Genomic DNA, 22,543 nt, shown 5'->3' on the forward strand with positions numbered 1-22,543 from the left:
GAGCGACAATGACGACGCGAGGGCGCAAGCCGAGACCGGGCCGCATCACGTTCGTGGGTTCCGGCCCGGGTGATCCGGGATTGTTGACCACGCGGGCGGCCACCGTGCTGGCCAATGCGGCCCTGGTGTTCACCGATCCCGACGTACCCGAACCGGTGCTGGCGCTGATCGGCAAGGACCTGCCGCCCGTTTCGGGCCCGGCGCCCGCCGAACCGGCGCCCGCGACGACCGACGGATCACCCGACGCGGATTCGCCTCCGGCGGCGGCCACGGTGCTGTCCGGTGGAGCCGACATCCGTCCGGCGCTGGGTGAGCCCGCCGAGGTCGCCAAGACACTGACCGCGGAGGCCCGCACGGGTGTCGACGTGGTGCGACTGGTTTCCGGTGACCCGCTGACGCTCGACGCGGTGATCAGCGAGGTGAACGCCGTCGCGCGCACCCACCTGCCCGTGGAGATCGTGCCGGGGCTGTCGTCGACGAGCGCGGTGCCGACCTACGCGGGTCTGCCGCTGGGCTCCTCGCACACGGTGGCCGACGTGCGCGACCCGCAGGTGGATTGGGAAGCCTTGGCGGCGGCCCCCGGGCCGCTGATCCTGCAGGCCACCCCGACGCATCTGGCCGACGCGGCCCGCGCGCTGATCGAGCACGAACTGGCCGACACCACGCCGTGCGTGGTCACCGCCCAGGGCACCACCTGTCAGCAGCGTTCGATCGAAACCACGCTGCACGGGTTGACCGATGCGGCCGTCGTGGCCGGCGCCGGCGACCCCGCTGGCCCGCTGACCGGACCGCTGGTGGTCACCATCGGCAAGACGGTGCACAGCCGGTCGAAGCTGAACTGGTGGGAGAGCCGGGCGCTGTACGGCTGGACCGTGTTGGTGCCGCGCACCAAGGACCAGGCCGGCGAGATGAGCGAGCGGCTGACGTCCTACGGCGCGCTGCCGGTCGAGGTGCCGACCATCGCGGTCGAGCCCCCGCGCAGCCCCGCCCAGATGGAGCGGGCCGTCAAGGGATTGGTCGACGGCCGGTTCCAGTGGGTGGTGTTCACCTCCACCAACGCGGTGCGCGCGGTGTGGGAGAAGTTCGGGGAGTTCGGGCTGGACGCCCGCGCCTTCTCCGGTGTGAAGATCGCCTGCGTCGGTGAGTCGACGGCCGACCGGGTCCGGGCCTTCGGGATCAGTCCCGAGCTGGTGCCGGCCGGGGAGCAGTCCTCGCTGGGGCTGCTGGACGACTTTCCGGAGTATGACAGCATTTTCGATCCGGTCAACCGGGTGTTGCTGCCGCGTGCCGACATCGCCACCGAGACGCTGGCCGAGGGCCTGCGCGAACGTGGTTGGGAGATCGAGGATGTCACCGCGTACCGGACGGTTCGGGCGGCACCGCCGCCGGCTGCCACCCGCGAGATGATCAAGACGGGCGGCTTCGACGCGGTGTGCTTCACCTCCAGCTCGACGGTGCGCAACCTGGTCGGCATCGCCGGTAAACCCCACGCGCGCACCATCATTGCCTGCATCGGTCCCAAGACGGCCGAGACCGCCGCCGAGTTTGGCCTGCGGGTGGATGTGCAGCCCGAAACCGCTGCCGTCGGCCCGCTGGTCGACGCGCTGGCCGAACACGCCGCGCGGTTGCGCGCCGAGGGTGCGCTGCCGCCGCCGCGTAAGAAGAGCCGCAGGCGCTAGCTCGTGGCGATCGCAAGCGCGGCGCAGCCGGGCGCAGTCCCCCGCAAGCGGGAGGTGCCCCCGGGTCGCCACGGGAGCCCGTGATGGCCTACCCGCGGCAGCGCCCGCGTCGGCTCCGTTCCACCCCGGCGTTGCGTCGCCTGGTGGCGCAAACATCGTTGGAGCCAAGGCATTTGGTGCTGCCGATGTTCGTCGCCGACGGGATCGACGAACCGCTGCCGATCCCGTCCATGCCCGACGTCGTGCAGCACACCCGCGAGTCGCTGCGCCGCGCGGCCGCCGATGCGGTGGCAGCCGGAGTGGGCGGGCTGATGCTGTTCGGTGTGCCGCTTGACGAGGACAAGGATGCGACCGGCTCGGCCGGTACTGACCCCGACGGCATCCTCAATGTCGCCCTTCGCGACCTGGCCAAGGATCTCGGTGACGCGACGGTGTTGATGGCCGACACCTGCCTGGACGAGTTCACCGACCACGGTCACTGCGGCGTTCTCGACGCCCGCGGTCGGGTCGACAATGACACCACTCTGCGGCGATACGTGAAATTGGCTGTGGCGCAAGCAGAGTCAGGCGCACATGTGGTGGGTCCGAGCGGGATGATGGACGGGCAGGTGGGCGCGATTCGTGACGGCCTGGACGCCGCGGGCTACACCGATGTGGTGATCTTGGCCTACGCCGCGAAGTTCGCTTCGGCGTTCTACGGACCGTTCCGGGAAGCGGTGAGCTCCAGCCTGTCCGGCGACCGTCGCACCTACCAACAAGAACCCGGCAACGCCCGAGAAGCGGTGCGCGAGATCGAATTGGACATCGACGAGGGCGCCGACATCATCATGGTCAAGCCCGCGATGAGCTACCTCGACGTGGTGGCCGCCGCCGCGGAGGTTTCGCCGGTGCCGGTGGCCGCCTATCAGGTGTCGGGAGAGTACGCGATGATTTGCGCTGCGGCAGCGAACAATTGGATCGACAGGCGCGCCGCCGCGCTCGAATCGTTGATCAGCGTTCGCCGCGCCGGTGCCGATATCGTGCTGACCTATTTTGCCGCGGAGGCGGCGGGTTGGCTTTCCTAGCGGCCGCATCGGCGGTAGACAATCAGGGGATGAGGCTCCGATGACCACAGCGAGAAATGGCGACCCCAAGCCGTTGTTCTACGAGTCCGGCGCCAGCTGGCTGTGGGTGTTGAGCGGTCCGGCCGCGGCGGCGTCGATGATCCTGATCGAAATATGGAGTGGCGCAGCGATTTCGTTGTGGGTCCCGGCGATCTTTCTGGTGATGGTGTCGGCGTTCGTGGCGCTGCAGGTGAAGGCCGCGCGGATCCACGTCTCCGTCGAATTGACCCAGGACGCCCTGCGCCAGGGCACCGAGACCATCCTGGTGCGCGAGATCGTCAAAGTGTTTCCCGAACCGGAGAATCCGGTGAAATCCGGCCGGGCGCTGGCGAAGTGGCAGGAGGCGCGCGCGCTCGGCGAGCTGGTCGGGGTGCCGCGCGGTCGGACGGGGATCGGGCTCAAGCTCACCGAGGGCCGCACCGCGCAGGCCTGGGCGAAACGCCATCGTCATCTTCGGGATGCGTTGACGCCGCTGGTTCAGGAACGGGTGGAGCCGGCCCGGTCCGATGCCGCCGACCTCGATCACAACGACGATCCCGGATCCGAGCTGTGATGGCCCGCTATCGAGCGCTGGCCGAACTTGTGGTGGCCTGCCTGGCACTGGTGGGTGTCGCGGTGAGCTGGTTGCACGCGCGGCACATCGTCAATGTCGCGCCGGTCATGGACGGGCAGCCGTCGACCACGGCTTTGGTGTACAACCCTCAGTGGCTGCTGCTGGCCATGCTGCTGGCGATGATCGCCGGCGTGCTGGCGGTCCTCGGGTTCGCGAGGCTGTGGCGCGTCCGCCGCGGCGTTACGCCGTCTTCCTGATCAGCGGCAGGGCCAGCCGGCGGCGGTAGACGACGGCGTCGGCCAGGTCGCAGAACGCCTCGGGCACCGAGTGCGCAGTCGGAAACACGGCATCGCCGTCACCGGCGACCAGCTGCTCGATCACGTCGGCGCCGGCGACCAGTGTCCACTCCATCCCGGCCCGGCGGCAGTCCTCGTCGAACGTGTAGAGAAGCGAGAAGCCGGCACCGGCGAAGTGGCTCACGGCGCTGATGTCGAGCACCAGCGGATTGTCCCCGACGATGAAACGGCGCAGGCAGTCGCTGACCCGGTCGACGTTGACGGCGTCGATCTCACCCCGGATCGTCACCACCGTGGCGAGGTGGCGGCAGTGTGCGCGAACCTGGGCGCCACCACAGTCGAGGCCGCCCTGTCGAGTGGTCATCGCGATCGTCATGAACGCCCCAATCCCCGTGCTGTTGCGCAGGCCGACACGCCGCCGACCGAAGCTAGCTACAACGTTGCCCGCCAAACTTAAGGAGACCGACAGTTACGTCTAACTGTTTGCTAAAAAGCCGACGGCCCGGTGCGTGCGGAGGTATACGCGCGGGGGCGCACCGTCGCCGTCACACGATCCGGGCGGCCGCGCTGTTAGGCTGCTCTGGCTACCGGTTGCGAGTCGGGGGGCTTGGGATAGGGCGAAATGCCCGGTCAGCCGGGTGAGAAGGCGAACGAAACTACCACGTCCAGGACGAAAGAGCATCGTGCGCATCCGAGAGAACAAGGGAGAGATCAAGGGCGAGATCAAGGCCCTGACGGGACTCCGGATCGTCGCCGCGGTGTGGGTGGTGCTGTTTCATTTTCGGCCGATGCTGAGCGACATCTCGCCCGATTTCCGCGAGACCCTGGCGCCGGTGCTCAACTGCGGCGCGCAAGGCGTCGACCTGTTCTTCATCCTCAGCGGGTTCGTGCTGACCTGGAACTACCTCGACCGGATGGGCCGGTCCTGGTCGACGCGCGAGACGCTGCATTTCCTGTGGCTGCGGCTGGCCCGGGTGTGGCCGGTTTATCTGGTCACGATGCACCTGGCCGCGCTGCTGGTCATCGGTTCGCTGCACGTCGGCCACGTGCCACTGCCCGAGGCCAACGACCTCACCGCGGTCGGCTACATACGCCAGGTGCTGCTCGTGCAGTTGTGGTTCGAGCCGTTCTTCGACGGCACCAGCTGGGACGGGCCGGCCTGGTCGATCAGCGCCGAGTGGCTGGCCTACCTGCTGTTCGGTGTGCTCGCCCTGGTGATCTTCCGGATGAAGCTGGCCACCCGGGCGCGCACCCTGATGTGGCTGGCCGTCACGGCCTCGCTCCCGCCGGTGGTGATGTTGTTGGCCAGCGGACACTTCTACACGCCGTGGAGCTGGCTGCCGCGGATCGTGACGCAGTTCGCCGCGGGGGCGCTGGCGTGCGCCGCCGTGCGCCGGCTGCGGCTGACCGACCGTGGTCGCCACATGGCCGGATACATTTCGCTGCTGCTGCTGGTCGCCGTGGTGGGTGTCCTGTATTGGTTTGACGCCCATCCGATCAGCGGGGTCGTGGAAAACGACAGCGGCGGCGTGGTCGACGTGCTGTTCGTCCCGCTGGTGATCACGCTGGCGGTCGGCCTGGGCAGCCTGCCCAGGCTGCTGTCTACCCGGGTGATGGTCTACGGCGGGCAGATCTCGTTCTGCCTGTACATGGTGCATGAGCTGGTGCACACGTCCTGGGGATGGGCGGTCGAGCAATTCCGCCTCACGCCGTGGGAGCCCGATTCGCCCTGGAAGTGGAACGTGCTGGGCCTTTTCGCGATCGCCCTGGCGCTGTCCAGCCTGCTGTATCACGTCGTGGAGGAGCCCGCCCGACGCTGGATGCGCAGGATGGTCGACGTCCGTCCCGCCGCTCAGCCCACCGAGTCCACCGTCGAGTCCACCGCGGCCAAGGTGCACCAGATCGACGGCGGCCTGGAACCCGTCACCGAGCGCACAGCTTCCTGAGTACCTGCGAATCATGCTGTGCCCCATGACCTCTCAGACGTGGGTTCGACGATGGTAGTAGCGCCGCCCTGGTAGTTTGGGGCATGCTGATCGACTCGGTCCTGGATCACACATGCGCAACAGCGCGTTGACGACCGGTTCGCGTCGGTTATTCGTACGATTTCCGGTGGTCGGTGCACTGAAAGGCCATGCCGTGCCCGGGGGGAGGTGGAGGTAGGAGTGAGTCGTCTGGCCGCGTTGGTCGTCAACCTCGCCCTGCTGGTCGGCCTGCTCTTCGAAGCCGTGGCACACCCGGCACGGGCGCGGCCCTACGAGGTGTTGACGCTGGATGGCCGGCTGACCCACATCGCGGTGGTCGGCGACTCGTATACGACCGGCACCGACGAGGGTGGCCTGGGGCCGAACGCATGGACCGCCCTGACCTGGCAGACGCTCACCAAGCGAGGTCTGCAGATCGACGCCGATGTGGCGGCCGAGGGCAGAGCGGGCTATGCCGTGCCCGGCGACCACGGCAGCATCTTCGAGGATCTGACCGTCAGGTCGGTCAAAGCCGACGACGTGCTGGTGGTGTTTTTCGGCTCCCGCAACGACCAGGGCAGCGACCCCGGCCTGCTGGCCGGCCGGGCACGCGACACCTTCCAGGTCGCGCGCATCCTGGCACCGACGGCCAGATTCCTGGTGATCGGGCCACCCTGGCCGACCGCCGATGTGCCACCGGACATCTTGCAGATCCGCGACATACTCAACTCCGAGGCCCGCGCCGCGGGGGCGGCGTTCGTAGACCCGATCGGCGCCCACTGGTTCGTCGACAGGCCAGACCTGATCGGCCCAGATGGCGTGCACCCCAACGACGCCGGGCATCGGTACATGGCCGACAAGATTGCACCGCTGATTCGCACGCAGCTATTCAGGTAGCGAAGCACTCAGACGTACGGCTGGCTTCGCGTCAAAGTGCCAGCCGCGCAAGGCTTTACACGCCAATCGTGGGCGATCAGTCTTCTGCGTGCCGCTCGTAGTCCCACTGCTCCAGGCGAGCTTGCAGCTGCATCACGCCAATTCCGACGACTGGCGTAGCAGCCGCGATGCAGACCAACAACAGCGGGGACATTTCAAACCTCCAAAACCCTTACATTCGTAACACGTTCGGTTTCGTGGCGGGGTTCATTCGCAAAGAAAGTCATCGCAACGTCATCCGTCCGTTATGGCTCCGTCTGCCAGTGCGCCCAGCACCGGTGCCAACAACTGTGCATATTCGGTTGTGACGTGGTTGTCGTCGCGGAACACCAGGGTGTTACCGACGATCATCGGGCAGCGTTCGGAGGTGCAGAACAGGTCGGTGATGTCGGCGTAGTGACCGCCGTTGCCGGTGGTCGCGGCCCGCTCGGCGGAGATACCCACGTCGTTGACCGCGACCGAACGGCTTGGCGCGCAGGCGGTGGCGTCGTCCAGATGCCCGGATAGGCAGGTGGGCACCGGCGATTGCGGATCCGGCGCGGGGCCGAGGACCAGGACCGTCGCGCCGGTGCGACGCAGTTGTGCGACGGTGCGCCCCAGCGTCTCGATCCACGCCGGGTCGTAGGACACGAAGCCGAAGTCACCGCCGTAGCGCCGGCTCATGTCCAGCACCACCAGCCGCGGGTGTTCGGCCGCCACCCGGGCCAGGACCTGGGTACGCCACTGTTCGCATTCGGTGTACTCGCGGCCCAGATACGGGCTGTCGATGGGCAGGTCCTGAATCGGGCAGGTCACCTTCGCCATCGTCTCCAGCCGCCAGTGCCGCTGCTCGGCAACCTGCTGGAAGGCCGGGTTCCACATCGCCGCGTGCGAGTCGCCGATCAGCGCGACCGTTGTCGCAGAGCCGACGTCGCCGGCCGCGCACTCGCTTTGCCCGATGTCGCGCCAGGATCGCACGCAGCCGTTGACGAAGACGGCGGCCTTGTCGGCCGGCGCCTGGGCCAGCGGCGGGTCCAGGTTGGACGGCACGGCCCGCAGGCCCGCCGCCGCCGCGACCGCGTCACGCACCTGCGCCAGGGCCGCCTCGACGGCCGTCTGCTGCGGAGCGGCGGCGGGCAGCGCCATGATGGTGGCCTTCGCCGCGGCCGGACCGTGGCCGACCGGAACCGGTATCACCGTCAGCAACAGCACGCACGCGGATGCGGTGGCGACACTGGCGATCCCGGCCGCCACCAGGCTGGCCTTGGCCGACCGGCGCAGGGCAGCGGCGAAGCGGCCGGGATTCTCCACCAGATGGAACGTGATCACCGCGAGCCCGGCCGAGACGGCCGTCGCGGCCAGTCGGGCGGGCAGGCCGGCTTCGCCCAGCAGTCGCGGCATCAGCAACAGCACCGGCCAATGCCAGAGGTACCACGAGTACGACACCCGCCCGATCGCGCGCATCGCCGGCCGGCACAGCAGCCGGCCGACCCCCAGGCTGCGGGTGACGCAGCCGCCGCCGATCACCAGCGCGGTGCCCAGCACCGGCAGCAGCGCCGCCGTGCCGGGGTAGGGCGTGGCGGGGCCCAGCTGCGTGCAGGTGAGTCCGATCAGCGCCAGGCCGCCCCACCCGGCGATCGCCGCGGGCAGCAGCGGCAGCCGACGCCAGTGCGCGATCGACAGCGCGACCAGCCCGCCCACGGCCAGCTCCCAGGCGCGGGTGGGCAACGAGAAGAACGCCCACGGCGGCGAGCTGCGCGTCCACAGCACGGCCGCGGTCAGCGAGGCCGCGGCGACCAACGCCAGCACCACCGCGTACGGCCGCGCCCGGGCCACCCCGTCGCGCCGGATGCGTCCCACAATCCACGCGGTACCGATGATCAACACCGGCCACACCAGGTAGAACTGCTCCTCGACGCCGAGGGACCAGTAGTGTTGAAACGGCGAGGGCGCCTGCGCGTTGAGGTAGTCGGTGCCTTGCTGGGCGAACCGGTAGTTGCCGACATACAGCGCGCTGGCGATGCCGTCGAGGAACACGCTTCGGGCCTGCAACGGCGGCAGCACCGCGGCCGCCGCGACGGCGGTGACGACGGCGACCGTGGCCGCGGCCGGCAACAGCCGACGGGCCCGGGCTCCGTAAAAACGGCCCAGCGCAACGCTTTTCGTGGTGCTGACCTCGCGCCACAGCAGGCCGGTGATCAGGAAGCCGGAGATGACGAAGAAGACGTCCACGCCGATGAAGCCGCCGGCGGTCCCGGGGATGCCCGCGTGGTAGAGCACGACGGCGATTACCGCCACGGCCCGCAGGCCCTCGATGTCGGGGCGGAATCCGCGTCGCTGAATTTGTCGGGTGGGGCTATCGCCCGCTGGTGAGGGCGGGCTGTACGCGGTTTCCTGCCGGACTGCCATGCCTCTTTCGGGATGCCTCGCTAGGTCGCCAGCCAGGAAAGCTCGCCGGGTAATTGCAAACGCCACCAGGTGATGTCGTGTCCGCCGACCGTGAAGCTTACCGCCGGCGGCGTGCTGAGCTGGCTAACGAATTGGCGTGTCGCCGGATAGAAACGGTCGAATGTCCCGCAGTCCACCCGCAGCGGGATCTGCGACAACGCCGGCAGCCCCATCACGCTGTTCGTCCTCCAGTCCTCTTCGCTGTCAAACGCTTTGGGCGCGCAATCGGCGTACGAGGTGTACAGCGCCGGGCTGATGGCGCAGATCCCCGCGGTCCGCGCCGGCCCCAGCTTGGCGCCCAGGCGCAGCGCCCCGTACCCGCCCATGGACCAGCCCATGAAGCCCACCCGGGAGGTATCCAGACCCATCGTGCCCAGCATCGGCAACAGCTCATCGAGAACCATCGCCCCGGAGTCGCTGCCGTCGACCCGTTTGTGCCAATAGGAATCGGATCCGCCGTCGACGCCCACGACGGCGATCGGCGGCTTGCCCTCCTTGACCAACCGCGCCAGGGCGTCCGGCACGCCACAATCCAGCATCATGTTCGCGTCGCCGTCCTTGCCGTGCAGCGCGATCACCGGGCGCAGCAGCCCGCTCTGCGAGGTCTGTCCGGGCGGCAGGGCGATCACCCAGTTGGTCTTGACGCCGCCGCGCGCCTTGGAGATGAACGAACCCGTCAGCTTGGTGGGCAGGTTGCTGCTCGCGGTCGACGGTTCGAACGGGGCGGGCAGCGGCGCCGCTTGCGGTTCGAGCGGATCCAGCCAGGCGCTCAAAGCCCACGCGCCCGCGGCCGCAACGCTGGCACTGGCGCCCATTCGCAGCACCGCGCGGCGGTTCAGATCAGGCACGAGCGTCATAATGCCGCGCCCACTGGGCTTTTCCGACCCTGTCGTGGAGTTTGCAAGGGCATTGTGACGCGGCAGTCATCGAGTAGTGACGTGCGGCAGGCGACGGCGCGGCGGATTGAATCTGGCAGGTTTCAACCCTCGTGCGCCGCGCCGGGCTCCGCGACGCTGGAACTTCGGTGCATGGCTTCGAAGCGGAAGAGGATTGGATGAGCCTGGCATTTCACTGGTTTTTGCCGACGTACGGGGATTCGCGCAATCTCGTCGCCGGTGGGCACGGCACGTCGATGCACGGCGACCGGCCCGCGACTTTGCGCTATCTGCACCAGATTTGCGCCGCTGCCGAGGACAACGGGTTTGAGGCGGTGCTCACACCGACCGGATTGTGGTGTGAGGACGCCTGGTTGACGACGGCGATGCTGATCGAGCGCACCGAGACGCTGAAGTTCCTGGTCGCATTCCGTCCGGGGTTGCTCAGCCCCACCCTGGCCGCGCAGATGGCCGGCACCTTCCAGCGGCACTCGCAAGGACGGCTGCTGCTCAACGTCGTGACCGGCGGCGAACCGCACGAACAACAGGCCTATGGCGACTACCTGGACAAGCAGGCGCGCTACACGCGTACCGCGGAGTTCCTGGACGTGGTGCGCCGGCTGTGGACGTCGAAAGAACCGGTGAGCTTCGCCGGTGAACACATCCGCGTCGACGGCGCACAACTGAACAACCCGCCCGATCCGATTCCCGCGGTGTTCTTCGGCGGCTCGTCGGGATCGGCGGGGCCCGTTGCCGCCAAGTACTCCGACGTCTACCTCACCTGGGGTGAACCGCTGACGGCCGTCGCCGAGAAATTGGACTGGATTCGCGGGCTGGCCGTCGAGGCCGGCCGGACCCTGCAATTCGGGTTGCGCATCCACGTGATCAGCCGCCCGACCGCCGAGCAAGCCTGGGCCGAAGCCGACCGGCTGCTGGAGGCGATCGACCCGGCAGACATCGAGCGAGTACAGGCCAGCCTGGCCCGCAGCGAATCCGAGGGACAGCGCCGGATGCTGAAGTTGCACGGCGGCAACAGCAATCGGCTGCTGATCGCCCCCAACCTGTGGGCCGGCGTCGGCCTGGTGCGCGGCGGCGCGGGCACCGCGCTGGTCGGGTCGCACGAGGAGGTCGCGCAGCGGTTGACCGAATATGCAGACCTGGGCATCGACCACTTCATCCTGTCGGGCTACCCGCACCTGGAAGAGGCGTACTGGTTCGGCGAGGGCGTGCTGCCACTGCTGGAGCGCCGTGGCGTGTGGAAACACCCCAACCGCAAGTCCCAGCCGGCCTCGTCGACGCCGTTCGCGGCCGCGTCGGCGCAGTAGCCATGGCGACGACGCTGCCCGCCCTCGCCCCGGCGGACACCCTCGACGAATCCGACGGCGACCGGCGCCGGCGGCTGCGCACCGTCGTCGCGGCGAGTCTGCTCGGCACCACCGTCGAGTGGTACGACTTCTTCCTCTACGCCACCGCCGCCGGGCTGGTGTTCGGCAGGCTGTTCTTTCCCAACGCCAGCTCGCTGGTGGGCACGCTGCTCGCGTTCGCGACGTTCGCCGTGGGCTTTGTCATGCGGCCCGTCGGCGGCCTGGTGTTCGGCCACATCGGGGACCGGATCGGGCGCAAGCGCAGCCTGGCGCTCACGATGCTGATCATGGGTGGCGCGACGGCGCTGATCGGCGCGCTGCCGACCGCCGCCGCGATCGGGGTGTGGGCGCCGATCCTGCTGCTGGTGCTGCGGGTGCTGCAGGGTTTCGCGCTCGGCGGCGAGTGGGGCGGCGCGGTGCTGCTGGCCGTCGAACACAGCCCCGGCGACCGGCGCGGCCGGTTCGGGGCGATCCCGCAAGTCGGGCTGGCGCTGGGCCTGGCGCTGGGGACCGGCATCTTCGCGCTGCTGCAGGTCGAGTTGGGTTCGGCGGAGTTCCTCGCCTACGGCTGGCGCATCGCCTTCCTGCTGAGCCTGGTGCTGGTCGTGGTCGGCGTCCTGGTGCGGTGGCGAGTCGACGAGACACCGGCCTTTCAAGAGCTGCGCGACCTCGAAGCGGCATCCACCGTGCCGATCCGCGAAATTTTCCGCGGCGCCCGCTCCAGGCGAAACACCTTGCTGGGACTGCTGTCTCGCTGGGCCGAGGGCTCGGCGTTCAACACCTGGGGCGTGTTCGCGATCAGCTATGCCACCGGGGCGCTGGGCTTCCACAAGGTGCCCGTTCTGGTCGTGGTCACCATCGCCGCGCTGGTGATGGCGGTGCTGCTGCCCGTGTCGGGAGCGCTGACCGACCGGTACGGCGCCCGGCGGGTGTACCTGGCGGGGGTGGCGTGCTACGGACTCGCGGCGTTCCCCGCGTTCGCCTTGTTCGGCACCAGGAACCTGGTTCTGTTCGGGCTGGCGATGGTCGTCGTGTTCGGCGTCGTGCACGCACTGTTCTACGGCGCGCAGGGCACGCTGTTCTCGTCGCTGTATCCGACCCAGACCCGGTACACCGGTCTGTCGTTCGTCTACCAGTTCTCGGGCATCTATGCCTCCGGAGTGACGCCGATGATCCTGACCGCGCTGATCGCGGCGGCCGGCGGCGCGCCATGGCTGGCGTGCGCGTATTTGGTTGCGACGGCGGTGATTAGCGTGATCGCCACGGCGTTGATCCGGGAGCGGGACCTGTACCTCTAAGCCACGTCACAGCCCATCGAGCGTGAAGTTAGCTTCACGCTCGGTCGCGAGGGTGAAATCAACTTCACGCTGGGCACGACGAAGCCGAACACACCGACGGGCGGATTCCGTGGGATATCGGAGGCCCGCAGCCGGTCGTCCGGCAGTTGGTCGCCGACGGCGCGATCAACGGGGAGGTGCTCGACCCGGGCACTGGGCCGGTTGTCACGCGATTCACTTTGCGTCCCACGGCTATTCGGTCACCGGCAGCGACGGTTCACCCACCGCAATCGAGCGGGCCAAGCGCAACGCCGAGCGAGCCGGGGTGCAGGGTGGATTTCCAGGTGGCCGACACCACCAAACTGGAAGGGTTCGAGGGCCGGTTCGACACCTTCGTGGACAGTGTTTTCTACCATGTGTTTCTCAACGACGAGGCCATCCAGACGCGGTACGCGCAGGCGCTGCACCCCGTGCGACCAGACCCGGGGCGCGGCCGTACATGTTCGAGTTCAGCCCGCACAACGTCAACGGCCTGCAGTGGACCGCGATACCCGCCGACAACCTCGAGCGAGTACTGGGTGCCGGCGGATGGCGCATCGATTACCTCGGTGTCGCCACCTACCCGGGGGCGGCTTCTCCAGGAGACATTCGAGGCCATGAAGACGATGGCAGCCGAGGGACAGGATGAGATCCTGCGCCGAATGACGCCGTTGGTGCATCGGCTCGGCGTCATCGACCCGCCTCTTCCGGGTGGTGCACCGGCCGCCGATGTGTTGTGGTATCTCCAACACGACCCGGGGGCACGCTGGGAGGCCCAAGACATGGAAGCCGTGAGTAGTCCGCCGGAGTTGCGCCAAGGGCTTTCGCAGCGACAGCTCAGCATGATTGCGCTCGGCGGTGTGATCGGCGCCGGGTTGTTCGTCGGGTCGGGCGTGGTGATCCGCGACACCGGACCGGCCGCGTTCCTGACCTACGCGCTGTGCGGCGTGCTGATCGTCCTGGTGATGCGGATGCTGGGCGAGATGGCCGCCGCCAATCCGTCGACCGGGTCGTTCGCCGACTACGCGGCCAAGGCGCTGGGCGGCTGGGCCGGGTTTTCGGTGGGCTGGCTGTATTGGTACTTCTGGGTGATCGTCGTCGGCTTCGAGGCGGTCGCCGGCGGCAAGGTCCTCAATTACTGGTTTCAGGCGCCGCTGTGGTTGCTGTCGCTGTGCCTGATGCTACTGATGACCGCGACCAACCTGTTCTCAGTCAGCTCGTTTGGCGAGTTCGAATTCTGGTTCGCCGGAATCAAAGTCGCGACGATCATCGTCTTCCTCGGCATCGGCGCGGTATTCGTGCTCGGCCTGTGGCCGGGTCACCACGGCGGGTTCGCCAACCTGACCGCACACGGCGGGTTCCTCCCGAAGGGCATCGCGGCGGTGTTCGCCGCGATCGTGGTGGTGATCTTCTCGATGGTGGGCGCCGAGATCGTCACGATCGCCGCGGCCGAGAGCCGCGAGCCGGCGCTGGCGGTCCAGCGCGCGACGCGATCGGTGGTCGCGCGCATCTCGATCTTCTTCGTCGGTTCGGTGTTCTTGCTCGTGGTGATCCTGCCGTGGGATTCCGTCGAGGTCGGCACGTCGCCGTATGTCGCGGCGTTCAGGCAGATGGGCCTGGCCGGTGCGGATCAGGTGATGAACGCGGTGGTGCTCACCGCGGTGCTGTCGTCGTTGAACTCGGGCCTGTACACGGCGTCGCGCATGCTGTTCGTGCTCGCCGCCCGAAACCACGCGCCGATGCGGCTGGTCAAACTCAGCGGGCGCGGAGTGCCGCACATCGCCATCTTGTTCTCCTCGGCGATCGGCTTTCTGTGCGTGATCATGTCGTGGCTGGCGCCGCGCACGGTGTTTCTGTTCCTGCTCAACTCCTCGGGCGCGATCATCCTGTTCGTCTACTGGCTGATCGCGCTGTCGCAGATCATCCTGCGCCGCCGCACACCCGCCGATCAGCTGCCGTTGAAGATGTGGTTTTTCCCGGTGCTGTCGATTCTCACGCTGGCCGGCATCACCGCTGTGCTGGTGCAGATGGCGTTCGACCATGCGGCGCGCAGCCAGCTGTGGCTGTCGCTGTTGTCGTGGGCGGTGGTGCTGGCGATCTACGCCGTCACCCGCGCCCGGGGCGCTAGTCCGTCTTGCTGAACAGCACGGCCTGCTCGAACGGTAGCCGCCCGAACACCCGCCGCGTCCCGCCGTTCACGTGCTCGGCGGCCTCGTCGCGGGTGACCACCTGCGGGTTGGTGATGCCGAAGGTCTTGCCGTGGCGGCGCATCTTCCCGCCGCCGGCCGCCTTGAGGTTTTTCAGCCAGTCGCGGTCCGGGCCGTAGGTGAGCAGCACCGCAATGCCGGGCTTGCCGTCGACGGTGGCGTCGAAGGCGCTCACCGGAGTGCGGAACTCCTTGCCGGACTTGCGCCCGGTGTGCTCGATGATGGCGAACGACGGGGCCCAGCCGGCCCACAGCTTCTGAATCGGGTTGGTGACGTGTCGGTTGAAGCGAGCAAGCCCTTGAGGAAGTTGCATGCCTTCATCCAACCCGTGATGCACCGCCTCCTCAACCCGCCGCCGAACTCTTACACCCTGTAGTTGATCGCTGTTCGCAGGCTGGGACACTGGTGGTCATGGGGAGCACTGACCAGGCCGCCGCCGCGGTAAGCACGTCGGCGGGTCTGTTCGCCGACGCCTGCGCGGTCATCCCGGGCGGGGTGAACTCGCCGGTGCGCGCATTCACCGCGGTCGGCGGCACGCCGCGCTTCATCACCGAGGCGCACGGCTGCTGGCTCACCGACGCCGACGGCAACCGCTATGTCGACCTGGTCTGCTCGTGGGGCCCGATGATTCTGGGCCACGCGCACCCCGCCGTGGTCGACGCGGTCGCCCGGGCCGCCGCGCACGGTCTGTCCTTCGGGGCGCCCACCCCCGCGGAGACCGAACTGGCCTCCGAGATCATCGGCCGGGTTGCGCCCGTCGAGCGGCTGCGGCTGGTCAACTCCGGCACCGAGGCCACCATGAGCGCGGTGCGGCTGGCCCGCGGCTTCACCGGGCGCGCCAAGATCATCAAGTTCTCCGGCTGCTATCACGGCCACGTGGACGCGTTGCTCGCCGACGCGGGGTCCGGGGTGGCGACGCTGGGCCTACCGTCATCGCCCGGTGTCACCGGCGCCGCGGCGGCCGACACAATTGTGTTGCCGTACAACGACATTGACGCGGTACGTGAGACGTTCGCGCAGCTCGGCGACCAGATCGCCGCGGTGATCACCGAGGCCAGCCCCGGCAACATGGGCGTCGTTCCGCCGGGTGCGGGGTACAACGCGGCGCTGCGGGCGGTCACCGCCGAACACGGTTCGCTGCTGATCGTCGACGAGGTGATGACCGGCTTCCGGGTCAGCCGAAGCGGTTGGTACGGAATCGATCCCGTCGCCGCCGACCTGTTCACCTTCGGCAAGGTGATGAGCGGCGGGTTGCCGGCCGCCGCCTTCGGCGGGCGGGCCGAGGTGATGGAACGCCTCGCGCCGCTGGGGCCGGTATATCAGGCCGGCACCTTGTCGGGTAACCCGGTGGCGATGGCCGCCGGGTTGGCCACCCTGCGCACCGCGGACGACGCCGTCTACGCCGCACTGAACGCCAATGCCGATCGCCTGGCCGGGCTGTTCGCCGAGGCGTTAACCAACGCTGGTGTGCCACACCAGATTCCGCGAGCCGGAAATATGCTCGGCGTGTTCTTCGCGGACGCGCCGGTCACCGATTTCGCATCCGCCCGCAACAGCCAGACCTGGCGCTACCCGCCGTTCTTCCACGCCCTGCTGGACGCGGGGGTATACCCGCCGTGCAGCGCCTTCGAAGCGTGGTTCGTCTCGGCGGCACTCGACGACACCGCGTTCGCGCGAATCGCGGATGCGCTACCCGCGGCGGCCCACGCGGCCGCGACCGCGACCCGGGAGGGGAAGTCCTGATGGCCGAACAAACCCGGGTGCACGTTATGCGCCACGGCGAGGTGCACAACCCCGACGGCATCCTGTACGGGCGACTGCCGGGATTTCACTTGTCGGACAAGGGAAAAGCGCAAGCGGCGGCCGTCGCCGACGCGCTGGCCGGCCGCGACATCGTCGCGGTCATCGCCTCGCCGCTGCAGCGGGCCCAGGAGACCGCCGCACCCATTGCGGCCGGGCTCAACCTGCCCGTCGACACCGACCCCGATCTGATCGAATCGGCCAACTTCTTCGAAGGCAAGCGCATGAGTCCGGGCGACGGCGCCTGGCAGAATCCTCGGTTCTGGTGGCAGTTGCGCAACCCGTTCACACCGTCGTGGGGCGAGCCCTATCGCGAGATCGCGGCCCGCATGGCCACCGCGGTCGACAAGGCGCGGGTGCGCGGCGCCGGCCACGAGGTGGTCTGCGTCAGCCACCAGCTGCCGGTGTGGACGCTGCGGCTGCACCTGACCGGCAAACGCCTCTGGCACGACCCGCGGCGGCGCGAGTGCGACCTTGCCTCGCTGACCACCCTGGTCTACGACGGCGACCGGCTGGTCGGCGTCGAATACTCCCGTCCGGCGGGCGCTTGAGCATGTCGCGGCCGCTGATCGCCGTGGCCGTGTTGGCAATCTCCGGATTGCTGACCGGCTGCTCGGCCGGTCACGACGCCGTCGCGCAGGGCGGCACCTTCGAATTCGTTTCTCCCGGAGGCAAAACCGACATCTTCTACGACCCGCCCGCCAGTCGTAGCCGCCCCGGCCCGCTGTCCGGCCCGGACCTGGCCGACCCCTCGCACCCGCTGTCGCTGGACGACCCGATCTTCTCCGGCAACGTCGTCGTCATCAACATCTGGGGCCAGTGGTGTGGGCCGTGCCGCGCCGAGGTCACCCAGCTGCAGCGGGTGTATGACGCCACCCGCCAGTCCGGGGCGTGCTTTCTGGGCATCGATGTGCGCGACAACAACCGGCAGGCCGCCCTGGACTTCGTCAACGATCGCGGCGTCACCTTCCCGTCGATCTACGACCCGGCCATGCGCACGCTGATCGCATTCGGCGGCAAGTACCCGACCACCGTCATCCCGTCCACGCTGGTGCTGGATCGCCAGCACCGGGTGGCGGCGGTGTTTCTGCGGGAGTTGCTGGCGTCCGACTTGCAGCCCGTCGTGCAGAAGCTGGCCGCAGAAAAGTGACCGGGTTCGCGCAAATCGCTTCCGCCGGGCCACTTTTGGTGGCGCTGGGGGCTTGCGTGCTGGCCGGTCTGGTGTCGTTCGCCTCGCCCTGCGTGGTGCCGCTGGTGCCCGGCTACCTGTCGTATCTGGCCGCGTTGGTGGGCGAGGAAGTCGGAGTGGACGATCAGCCCGGCGCGATCAAGGCCCCGCCGACGGCCCGGTGGCGCGTGGCGGGATCGGCGGCGCTGTTCGTCGCCGGATTCACCACGGTGTTCGTCCTGGGCACCGTCGCCGTGCTCGGCATGACGACGACGCTGATCACCAACCAGCTGGTGCTGCAGCGGGTCGGCGGCGTGCTGACCATCGCGATGGGGCTGGTGTTCGTCGGCCTGATTCCGGCCCTGCAGCGGCAGGTCCGGTTCAGCCCGCAACAGCTGACGACGGTTGCCGGGGCGCCGATGCTGGGCGCGGTGTTCGCGCTCGGGTGGACGCCCTGCCTGGGGCCGACGCTGACCGGCGTGATCACCGTCGCCTCGGCTTCCGAAGGCGCGAATGTGGCGCGCGGCATCGTGCTGGTGATCGCCTACTGCCTGGGGCTGGGAATCCCGTTCGTGCTGTTGGCCTTTGGCTCGGCCCGCGCGGTCGCCGGGCTGGGCTGGCTGCGCCGGCACAGCCGCGCCATCCAGATCTTCGGCGGTTCCCTGCTGATCGCGGTGGGGGTGCTGCTGGTCACCGGCTTGTGGAACGACTTCATCTCCTGGCTGCGCGACGCCTTCGTCAGCGACGTGAGGTTGCCGATTTGAGACGGCTACTCGCTTGGACGCGCAACACCTGGCGCGCGCTGACCTCGATGGGCACCGCGCTGGTGCTGTTGTGCCTGCTGGCGCTGGGCGCGATACCCGGGGCGCTGCTGCCGCAGCGCAGCCTGAACGCGGGCAAGGTCGACGAGTACCTGGCCGCCCACCCGACGATCGGCCCGTGGCTGAATCGGTTGCAGGCCTTCGACGTGTTCTCCAGCTTCTGGTTCACCGCCATCTACGTGCTGCTGTTCGTCTCCCTCGTCGGCTGCCTGACCCCGCGGATGATCGAGCACGCCCGCAGCCTGCGCGCCACACCCGTTGCCGCGCCCCGCAATCTGGCCCGGCTGCCCAAGCACGCCGGCTCGCGGCTCACCCTGGCCGACGAGGCCGACCTGAACGCCGCCGCGAACAAGGTCGCCGCGCGGCTGCACGGCTGGCGCACCGCGATCCGTCACGACGGCGACACCGTCGAGATCTCCGCCGAAAAGGGTTACCTCCGCGAATTCGGCAATATCGTCTTTCACTTCTCGCTGCTGGGGCTGCTGGTCGCGGTGGCGGTCGGCAAGCTGTTCGGCTACGAGGGCAATGTCATCGTGATCGCCGACGGCGGTCCCGGCTTCTGCTCGGCCTCACCGGCCGCGTTCGACTCGTTCCGTGCCGGCAACACCGTCGACGGCACCTCGCTGCACCCAATCTGCGTGCGGGTCAACGACTTTCAGGCGCACTACCTGCCGTCCGGGCAGGCCACGTCGTTCGCCGCCGACATCGACTACCAGGACGGCCGCGACCTGGCGGCCAACAGCTGGCGGCCCTACCGGCTCGAGGTCAACCATCCGCTGCGGGTCGGCGGCGACCGGGTGTACCTGCAGGGCCACGGCTACGCGCCGACCTTCACGGTGACCTTCCCCGACGGGCAGACGCGCAGCTCGACCGTGCAATGGCGGCCCGACAACCCGCAGACCCTGCTCTCGTCGGGAGTGGCGCGCATCGACCCGCCGGCCGGCAGCTACCCGGGCGCCGGCGAGCGTCGTGCGCACCAGATCGCGATCCAGGGCCTGCTGGCTCCGACCGAACAGCTCGACGGCGCCCTGCTGTCGTCGCGGTTCCCCGCACTCGATGCCCCCGCGGTGGCCGTCGACATCTACCGCGGCGACACCGGCCTGGACACCGGGCGTCCGCAGTCGCTGTTCACCTTGGACCCGCGGCTGATCGAGCAGGGCCGGCTGACCAAGGAGAAGCGGGTCAACCTGCGCGCCGGCCAACAGGTGCGGATCGAGGCGGGTCCGGCGGCGGGCACCACGATCCGATTCGACGGCGCCGTGCCTTTCGTCAACCTGCAGGTCTCCCACGATCCCGGCCAGGTATGGGTGCTGGTCTTCGCGATCACGATGATGGCCGGGCTGCTGGTCTCGCTGCTGGTGCGCCGGCGGCGGGTATGGGTGCGGCTCGTCCCGGTCCCCGAAGCCCCCGGTACGGTGAACGTCGAGCTGGGCGGCTTGGCCCGCACCGACAACTCCGGTTGGGGCGACGAGTTCGAAAGGCTCACCGAGCGGTTGGTAGCCGATCTCGGCGAGTCCCCAGCGTCGGCAAGGAGTTCTCAGGTGGACGTCAGATGAACACCACGCACGTCAACATCGGCCTGGCGCGCTACTCGGACTGGGCGTTCACCTCGGCGGTGGTGGCCCTGGTCGTCGCGCTGCTGCTGCTGGCCTTCGAACTCGCCTACGTGGGCAGCCGGCGGGCCGAGGTCCGCGAGCGGGTACTGGCCGGATCCGTGGCCGCCGACAGCGCCACCCCCGGCGTCGTCGCAGACGACCACCGCCGGCCGTTCGACGAGCGCGCCGGGCGTGCCGGCCTGGCGGTGGTCTATCTCGGCATCGGCCTGCTGCTGGCCTGCCTGGTGTTGCGCGGCCTGGCCACCATGCGGGTGCCGTGGGGCAACATGTACGAGTTCATCAACCTCACCTGCCTGTGCGGGCTGTTCGCCGGCGCGATCGTGCTGCGCCGCCCGCAACTCCGCCCGCTCTGGGTGTTTTTGCTGCTGCCGGTGCTGATCCTGCTCACGGTGTCCGGCCGCTGGCTCTACACCAACGCCGCGCCCGTGATGCCGGCCCTGCAGTCCTACTGGCTGCCCATCCACGTGTCGGTGGTCAGCCTGGGCTCCGGGGTGTTCCTGGTCGCCGGCATCGCCAGCATCCTGTTCTTGTTGCGCACCTCGCGGTATGGAAGTCCCGACGCCGAGGGCGCGCTGGCCCGCATCGTGCATCGGCTCCCCGACGCGCAGACCCTGGACCGCATCGCCTACCGCACCACGATCTTCGCGTTCCCGGTCTTCGGTTTCGGCGTCATCTTCGGAGCCATCTGGGCCGAGGAGGCCTGGGGCAGGTATTGGGGCTGGGATCCCAAGGAGACCGTTTCGTTCGTCGCGTGGGTGGTATACGCGGCGTACCTGCATGCCAGGTCAACCGCGGGATGGCGGGACAGGAAGGCCGCCTGGGTGAACGTGGTCGGGTTCGTGGCCATGGTCTTCAATTTGTTCTTCGTTAACCTGGTGACCGTGGGCCTGCATTCGTATGCCGGCGTGGGCTGACAGTTAGGAAACGACACCGCAACAAGGGGGAATGCACGTGTCTGAACAGTCATCGAGTGGCGTGGGGGCGCCGGAACATCCGACGGCTGACTTGAATCCGCAGCAACAGCCGTCGGTCGGCGAGGTGCCCGCGGACCCCAACGCCGAGGCACCGACTCGGGTCTTCGCCGGCTTTCGCACCGAGCGCCGGGTCCCGGCCACCGAGCGGCGGGAAGCACCGCCCGCACCGCCGGCGGCCGGGATGCCGCCCTGGGATTCCACCCCGGTGACCGGGATCCCGCGGGTCGATCCGACCGCCTACGGCGCTTACTACAACGGCCAGGCCGAGGCGCCCGCGGCAGCGCCGGCCCCGTACCGGCCCGAGCACCTGCCGCACACGCCGTACCCGGAACTGTCCACCGGCATGCTGCTGCGCCCGATCAAGCCGCCGCCCTCGGAGGGCTGGCGCCGGCTGGTCTACGTGTTGTCGGGCCGGACGATCAACCTGGGGGAGAGCCCGCGGGCCGCCCGGCAGAACAATTTGGTGGCGCGGGTCAACCGGCCGCTGCGGGGCTCCTACCGGATCGCGGTGATCTCCCTGAAGGGTGGCGTCGGTAAGACCACGATCGCTGCCACGCTTGGTGCCACCTTCGCCGAGATACGCGGCGACCGGGTGGTGGCCGTCGACGCCAACCCCGACCGCGGCACCCTGAGTCAAAAGGTCCCGCTGGAGACCGCGGGCACGGTGCGTCAATTGCTGCAGGACGCCGGCACCGTCGAGCGCTACAGTGACGTCCGCCGCTACACCTCGAGGGGCCCGAGCGGGCTGGAAGTGCTGGCGTCCGAAAGCGATCCGGCGGTATCGAAGGCATTCGACGCCGACGACTACACCCGCACCCTGGGCATCCTGGAGCGCTACTACGGCCTCGTGATCACCGACTGCGGGCCCGGACTGTTGCACTCGGCGATGTCGTCGGTTCTGGAGAACGCCAACGTTTTGATCGTGGTGAGTTCGGGTTCCATCGACGGGGCGCGCAGCGCCTCGGCGACGTTGGACTGGCTGGACGCCCACGGCCACGAAGCGCTGGTCCGCAATTCGATCGCGGTGATCAACGCGGTGCGCCCGCGGACCGGCAAGGTCGACATGAACAAGGTGATCGATCACTTCTCGCGACGCTGCCGCGCGGTGCGGTTGGTGCCGTATGACGCCCATCTCGACGAGGGCGCCGAGATCCATCTGGACCAGATGCGCCGGGAGACGCGCGAAGCGCTGACGAGCTTGGCTGCCGTTGTCGCCGAAGGGTTTCCGGGAGATCAGCCCAATCTGGGCCTGGCCTAGCCGGGCCTCGAGGAGGGTCAGCGGGGGTTGTTGTCCCCGTTTCCCAACCGCCGCATGAAGTCTGGATCGTCGTCGGGTCCGATGACACGCGTCTTCGGCCGGTGCACCTGCGATCGCGCCGCACGCCAGCCAATGTAGATCAGCGTCCCCAACACCAGGACGACCACCAGGTAGAGCACTACACAC

At 68.6% G+C, this 22,543-nt stretch carries 22 protein-coding genes; 17 read left to right on the forward strand and 5 right to left on the reverse strand.

What is annotated here, in order from left to right; genetic code table 11:
- The first annotated feature begins 8 nt into the window (after positions 1-8).
- The 4 genes from BN973_RS05840 (at position 9) to BN973_RS05855 (ending at position 3,592) form a co-directional block, all read left to right on the forward strand.
- Positions 9-1,679, forward strand: coding sequence for a bifunctional uroporphyrinogen-III C-methyltransferase/uroporphyrinogen-III synthase (locus BN973_RS05840; protein WP_036466550.1), 1,671 nt, complete (start codon positions 9-11; stop codon positions 1,677-1,679).
- Positions 1,680-1,762: 83 nt separating this feature from the next.
- On the forward strand, positions 1,763-2,743 hold the full coding sequence (gene hemB / locus BN973_RS05845; protein WP_084163313.1) for a porphobilinogen synthase: 981 nt from the start codon (positions 1,763-1,765) through the stop codon (positions 2,741-2,743).
- A 40-nt stretch (positions 2,744-2,783) separates the two neighbouring features.
- Entirely contained in the window at positions 2,784-3,335 is a 552-nt protein-coding gene (locus tag BN973_RS05850) for a hypothetical protein (RefSeq protein ID WP_036466552.1), read from the forward strand.
- On the forward strand, positions 3,335-3,592 hold the full coding sequence (locus BN973_RS05855) for a hypothetical protein (protein ID WP_407067564.1): 258 nt from the start codon (positions 3,335-3,337) through the stop codon (positions 3,590-3,592). Before BN973_RS05850 ends, BN973_RS05855 begins: the two co-directional genes overlap by 1 nt.
- On the opposite strand, the gene BN973_RS05860 is transcribed toward BN973_RS05855, so the two are convergent.
- Complete coding sequence (locus tag BN973_RS05860) at positions 3,576-4,007, reverse strand: STAS domain-containing protein (RefSeq protein ID WP_036466554.1); 432 nt, start codon at positions 4,005-4,007, stop codon at positions 3,576-3,578. The two genes, BN973_RS05855 and BN973_RS05860, sit on opposite strands and share 17 nt — an antisense overlap.
- Positions 4,008-4,320: 313 nt before the next feature.
- Between BN973_RS05860 and BN973_RS05865 the strand changes: the two genes are divergently transcribed.
- Both BN973_RS05865 and BN973_RS05870 read left to right on the forward strand, forming a co-directional pair.
- On the forward strand, positions 4,321-5,577 hold the full coding sequence (locus BN973_RS05865; protein WP_036472084.1) for an acyltransferase family protein: 1,257 nt from the start codon (positions 4,321-4,323) through the stop codon (positions 5,575-5,577).
- Positions 5,578-5,796: 219 nt separating this feature from the next.
- The gene (locus tag BN973_RS05870) at positions 5,797-6,492 is read left to right on the forward strand and encodes an Rv0518 family GDSL lipase (RefSeq protein ID WP_036472085.1); all 696 of its coding nucleotides are present in this window, start codon (positions 5,797-5,799) and stop codon (positions 6,490-6,492) included.
- Positions 6,493-6,765: 273 nt separating this feature from the next.
- On the opposite strand, the gene BN973_RS05875 is transcribed toward BN973_RS05870, so the two are convergent.
- Together BN973_RS05875 and BN973_RS05880 are read right to left on the reverse strand one after the other, a co-directional pair.
- Positions 6,766-8,919: an acyltransferase family protein gene (locus BN973_RS05875; RefSeq protein WP_036466557.1), complete on the reverse strand. Its 2,154-nt coding sequence runs from the start codon at positions 8,917-8,919 to the stop codon at positions 6,766-6,768.
- A 20-nt stretch (positions 8,920-8,939) separates the two neighbouring features.
- A complete protein-coding gene (locus BN973_RS05880; RefSeq protein WP_139830170.1) occupies positions 8,940-9,815 on the reverse strand; it encodes an alpha/beta hydrolase in 876 nt (291 codons plus the stop codon).
- A 197-nt stretch (positions 9,816-10,012) separates the two neighbouring features.
- On the opposite strand from BN973_RS05880, the gene BN973_RS05885 reads away from it, so the two are divergent.
- The 4 genes from BN973_RS05885 to BN973_RS05895 all read left to right on the forward strand — a co-directional run bounded on the left by BN973_RS05885 (position 10,013) and on the right by BN973_RS05895 (position 14,654).
- On the forward strand, positions 10,013-11,158 hold the full coding sequence (locus tag BN973_RS05885; RefSeq protein ID WP_036472086.1) for an LLM class flavin-dependent oxidoreductase: 1,146 nt from the start codon (positions 10,013-10,015) through the stop codon (positions 11,156-11,158).
- Between the two features lie 2 nt (positions 11,159-11,160).
- Positions 11,161-12,495 (forward strand): MFS transporter, encoded by a 1,335-nt coding sequence (locus BN973_RS05890; protein ID WP_036466560.1) that lies wholly within the window; start codon positions 11,161-11,163, stop codon positions 12,493-12,495.
- Positions 12,496-12,973: 478 nt separating this feature from the next.
- A complete protein-coding gene (locus tag BN973_RS32165) occupies positions 12,974-13,162 on the forward strand; it encodes a hypothetical protein (RefSeq protein WP_198048895.1) in 189 nt (62 codons plus the stop codon).
- Positions 13,163-13,295: 133 nt separating this feature from the next.
- A complete protein-coding gene (locus BN973_RS05895) occupies positions 13,296-14,654 on the forward strand; it encodes an amino acid permease (RefSeq protein ID WP_169718203.1) in 1,359 nt (452 codons plus the stop codon).
- Here BN973_RS05895 and BN973_RS05900 read toward each other — a convergent pair.
- Positions 14,638-15,033, reverse strand: coding sequence for a nitroreductase family deazaflavin-dependent oxidoreductase (locus BN973_RS05900; RefSeq protein WP_036472088.1), 396 nt, complete (start codon positions 15,031-15,033; stop codon positions 14,638-14,640). The genes BN973_RS05895 and BN973_RS05900 overlap by 17 nt on opposite strands.
- Positions 15,034-15,131: 98 nt before the next feature.
- Here BN973_RS05900 and hemL point away from each other — a divergent pair, with 98 nt between their 5' ends.
- From hemL to BN973_RS05935, 7 genes are read left to right on the forward strand one after another with little or no spacing between them, the layout of a single operon-like run.
- On the forward strand, positions 15,132-16,463 hold the full coding sequence (gene hemL / locus BN973_RS05905; protein WP_036466561.1) for a glutamate-1-semialdehyde 2,1-aminomutase: 1,332 nt from the start codon (positions 15,132-15,134) through the stop codon (positions 16,461-16,463).
- On the forward strand, positions 16,463-17,071 hold the full coding sequence (locus tag BN973_RS05910; RefSeq protein WP_036466562.1) for a histidine phosphatase family protein: 609 nt from the start codon (positions 16,463-16,465) through the stop codon (positions 17,069-17,071). The genes hemL and BN973_RS05910 overlap by 1 nt, the downstream gene beginning before the upstream one ends.
- Before the next feature lie 2 nt (positions 17,072-17,073).
- On the forward strand, positions 17,074-17,670 hold the full coding sequence (locus BN973_RS05915; RefSeq protein WP_036466563.1) for a TlpA disulfide reductase family protein: 597 nt from the start codon (positions 17,074-17,076) through the stop codon (positions 17,668-17,670).
- A complete protein-coding gene (locus BN973_RS05920; RefSeq protein ID WP_036466565.1) occupies positions 17,667-18,452 on the forward strand; it encodes a cytochrome c biogenesis CcdA family protein in 786 nt (261 codons plus the stop codon). The genes BN973_RS05915 and BN973_RS05920 overlap by 4 nt, the downstream gene beginning before the upstream one ends.
- A 47-nt stretch (positions 18,453-18,499) precedes the next feature.
- Positions 18,500-20,065 carry a cytochrome c biogenesis protein ResB gene (locus BN973_RS05925; RefSeq protein ID WP_036466566.1) on the forward strand — a complete coding sequence of 522 codons (1,566 nt, stop codon included), beginning with the start codon at positions 18,500-18,502 and terminating at the stop codon, positions 20,063-20,065.
- Positions 20,062-21,039 carry a c-type cytochrome biogenesis protein CcsB gene (gene ccsB / locus BN973_RS05930; RefSeq protein ID WP_036466567.1) on the forward strand — a complete coding sequence of 326 codons (978 nt, stop codon included), beginning with the start codon at positions 20,062-20,064 and terminating at the stop codon, positions 21,037-21,039. Before BN973_RS05925 ends, ccsB begins: the two co-directional genes overlap by 4 nt.
- Before the next feature lie 31 nt (positions 21,040-21,070).
- Positions 21,071-22,357, forward strand: a complete 1,287-nt coding sequence (locus BN973_RS05935) for a MinD/ParA family ATP-binding protein (protein ID WP_036466568.1) — start codon at positions 21,071-21,073, stop codon at positions 22,355-22,357.
- A 17-nt stretch (positions 22,358-22,374) separates the two neighbouring features.
- Here the strand turns inward: BN973_RS05935 and BN973_RS30970 are convergent, their stop codons facing one another.
- Positions 22,375-22,536: a hypothetical protein gene (locus BN973_RS30970; RefSeq protein ID WP_139830171.1), complete on the reverse strand. Its 162-nt coding sequence runs from the start codon at positions 22,534-22,536 to the stop codon at positions 22,375-22,377.
- Positions 22,537-22,543 lie beyond the last annotated feature (7 nt).

It is taken from the genome of Mycobacterium triplex, assembly GCF_000689255.1.
GTDB classification, from domain to species: Bacteria; Actinomycetota; Actinomycetes; order Mycobacteriales; family Mycobacteriaceae; genus Mycobacterium; species Mycobacterium triplex.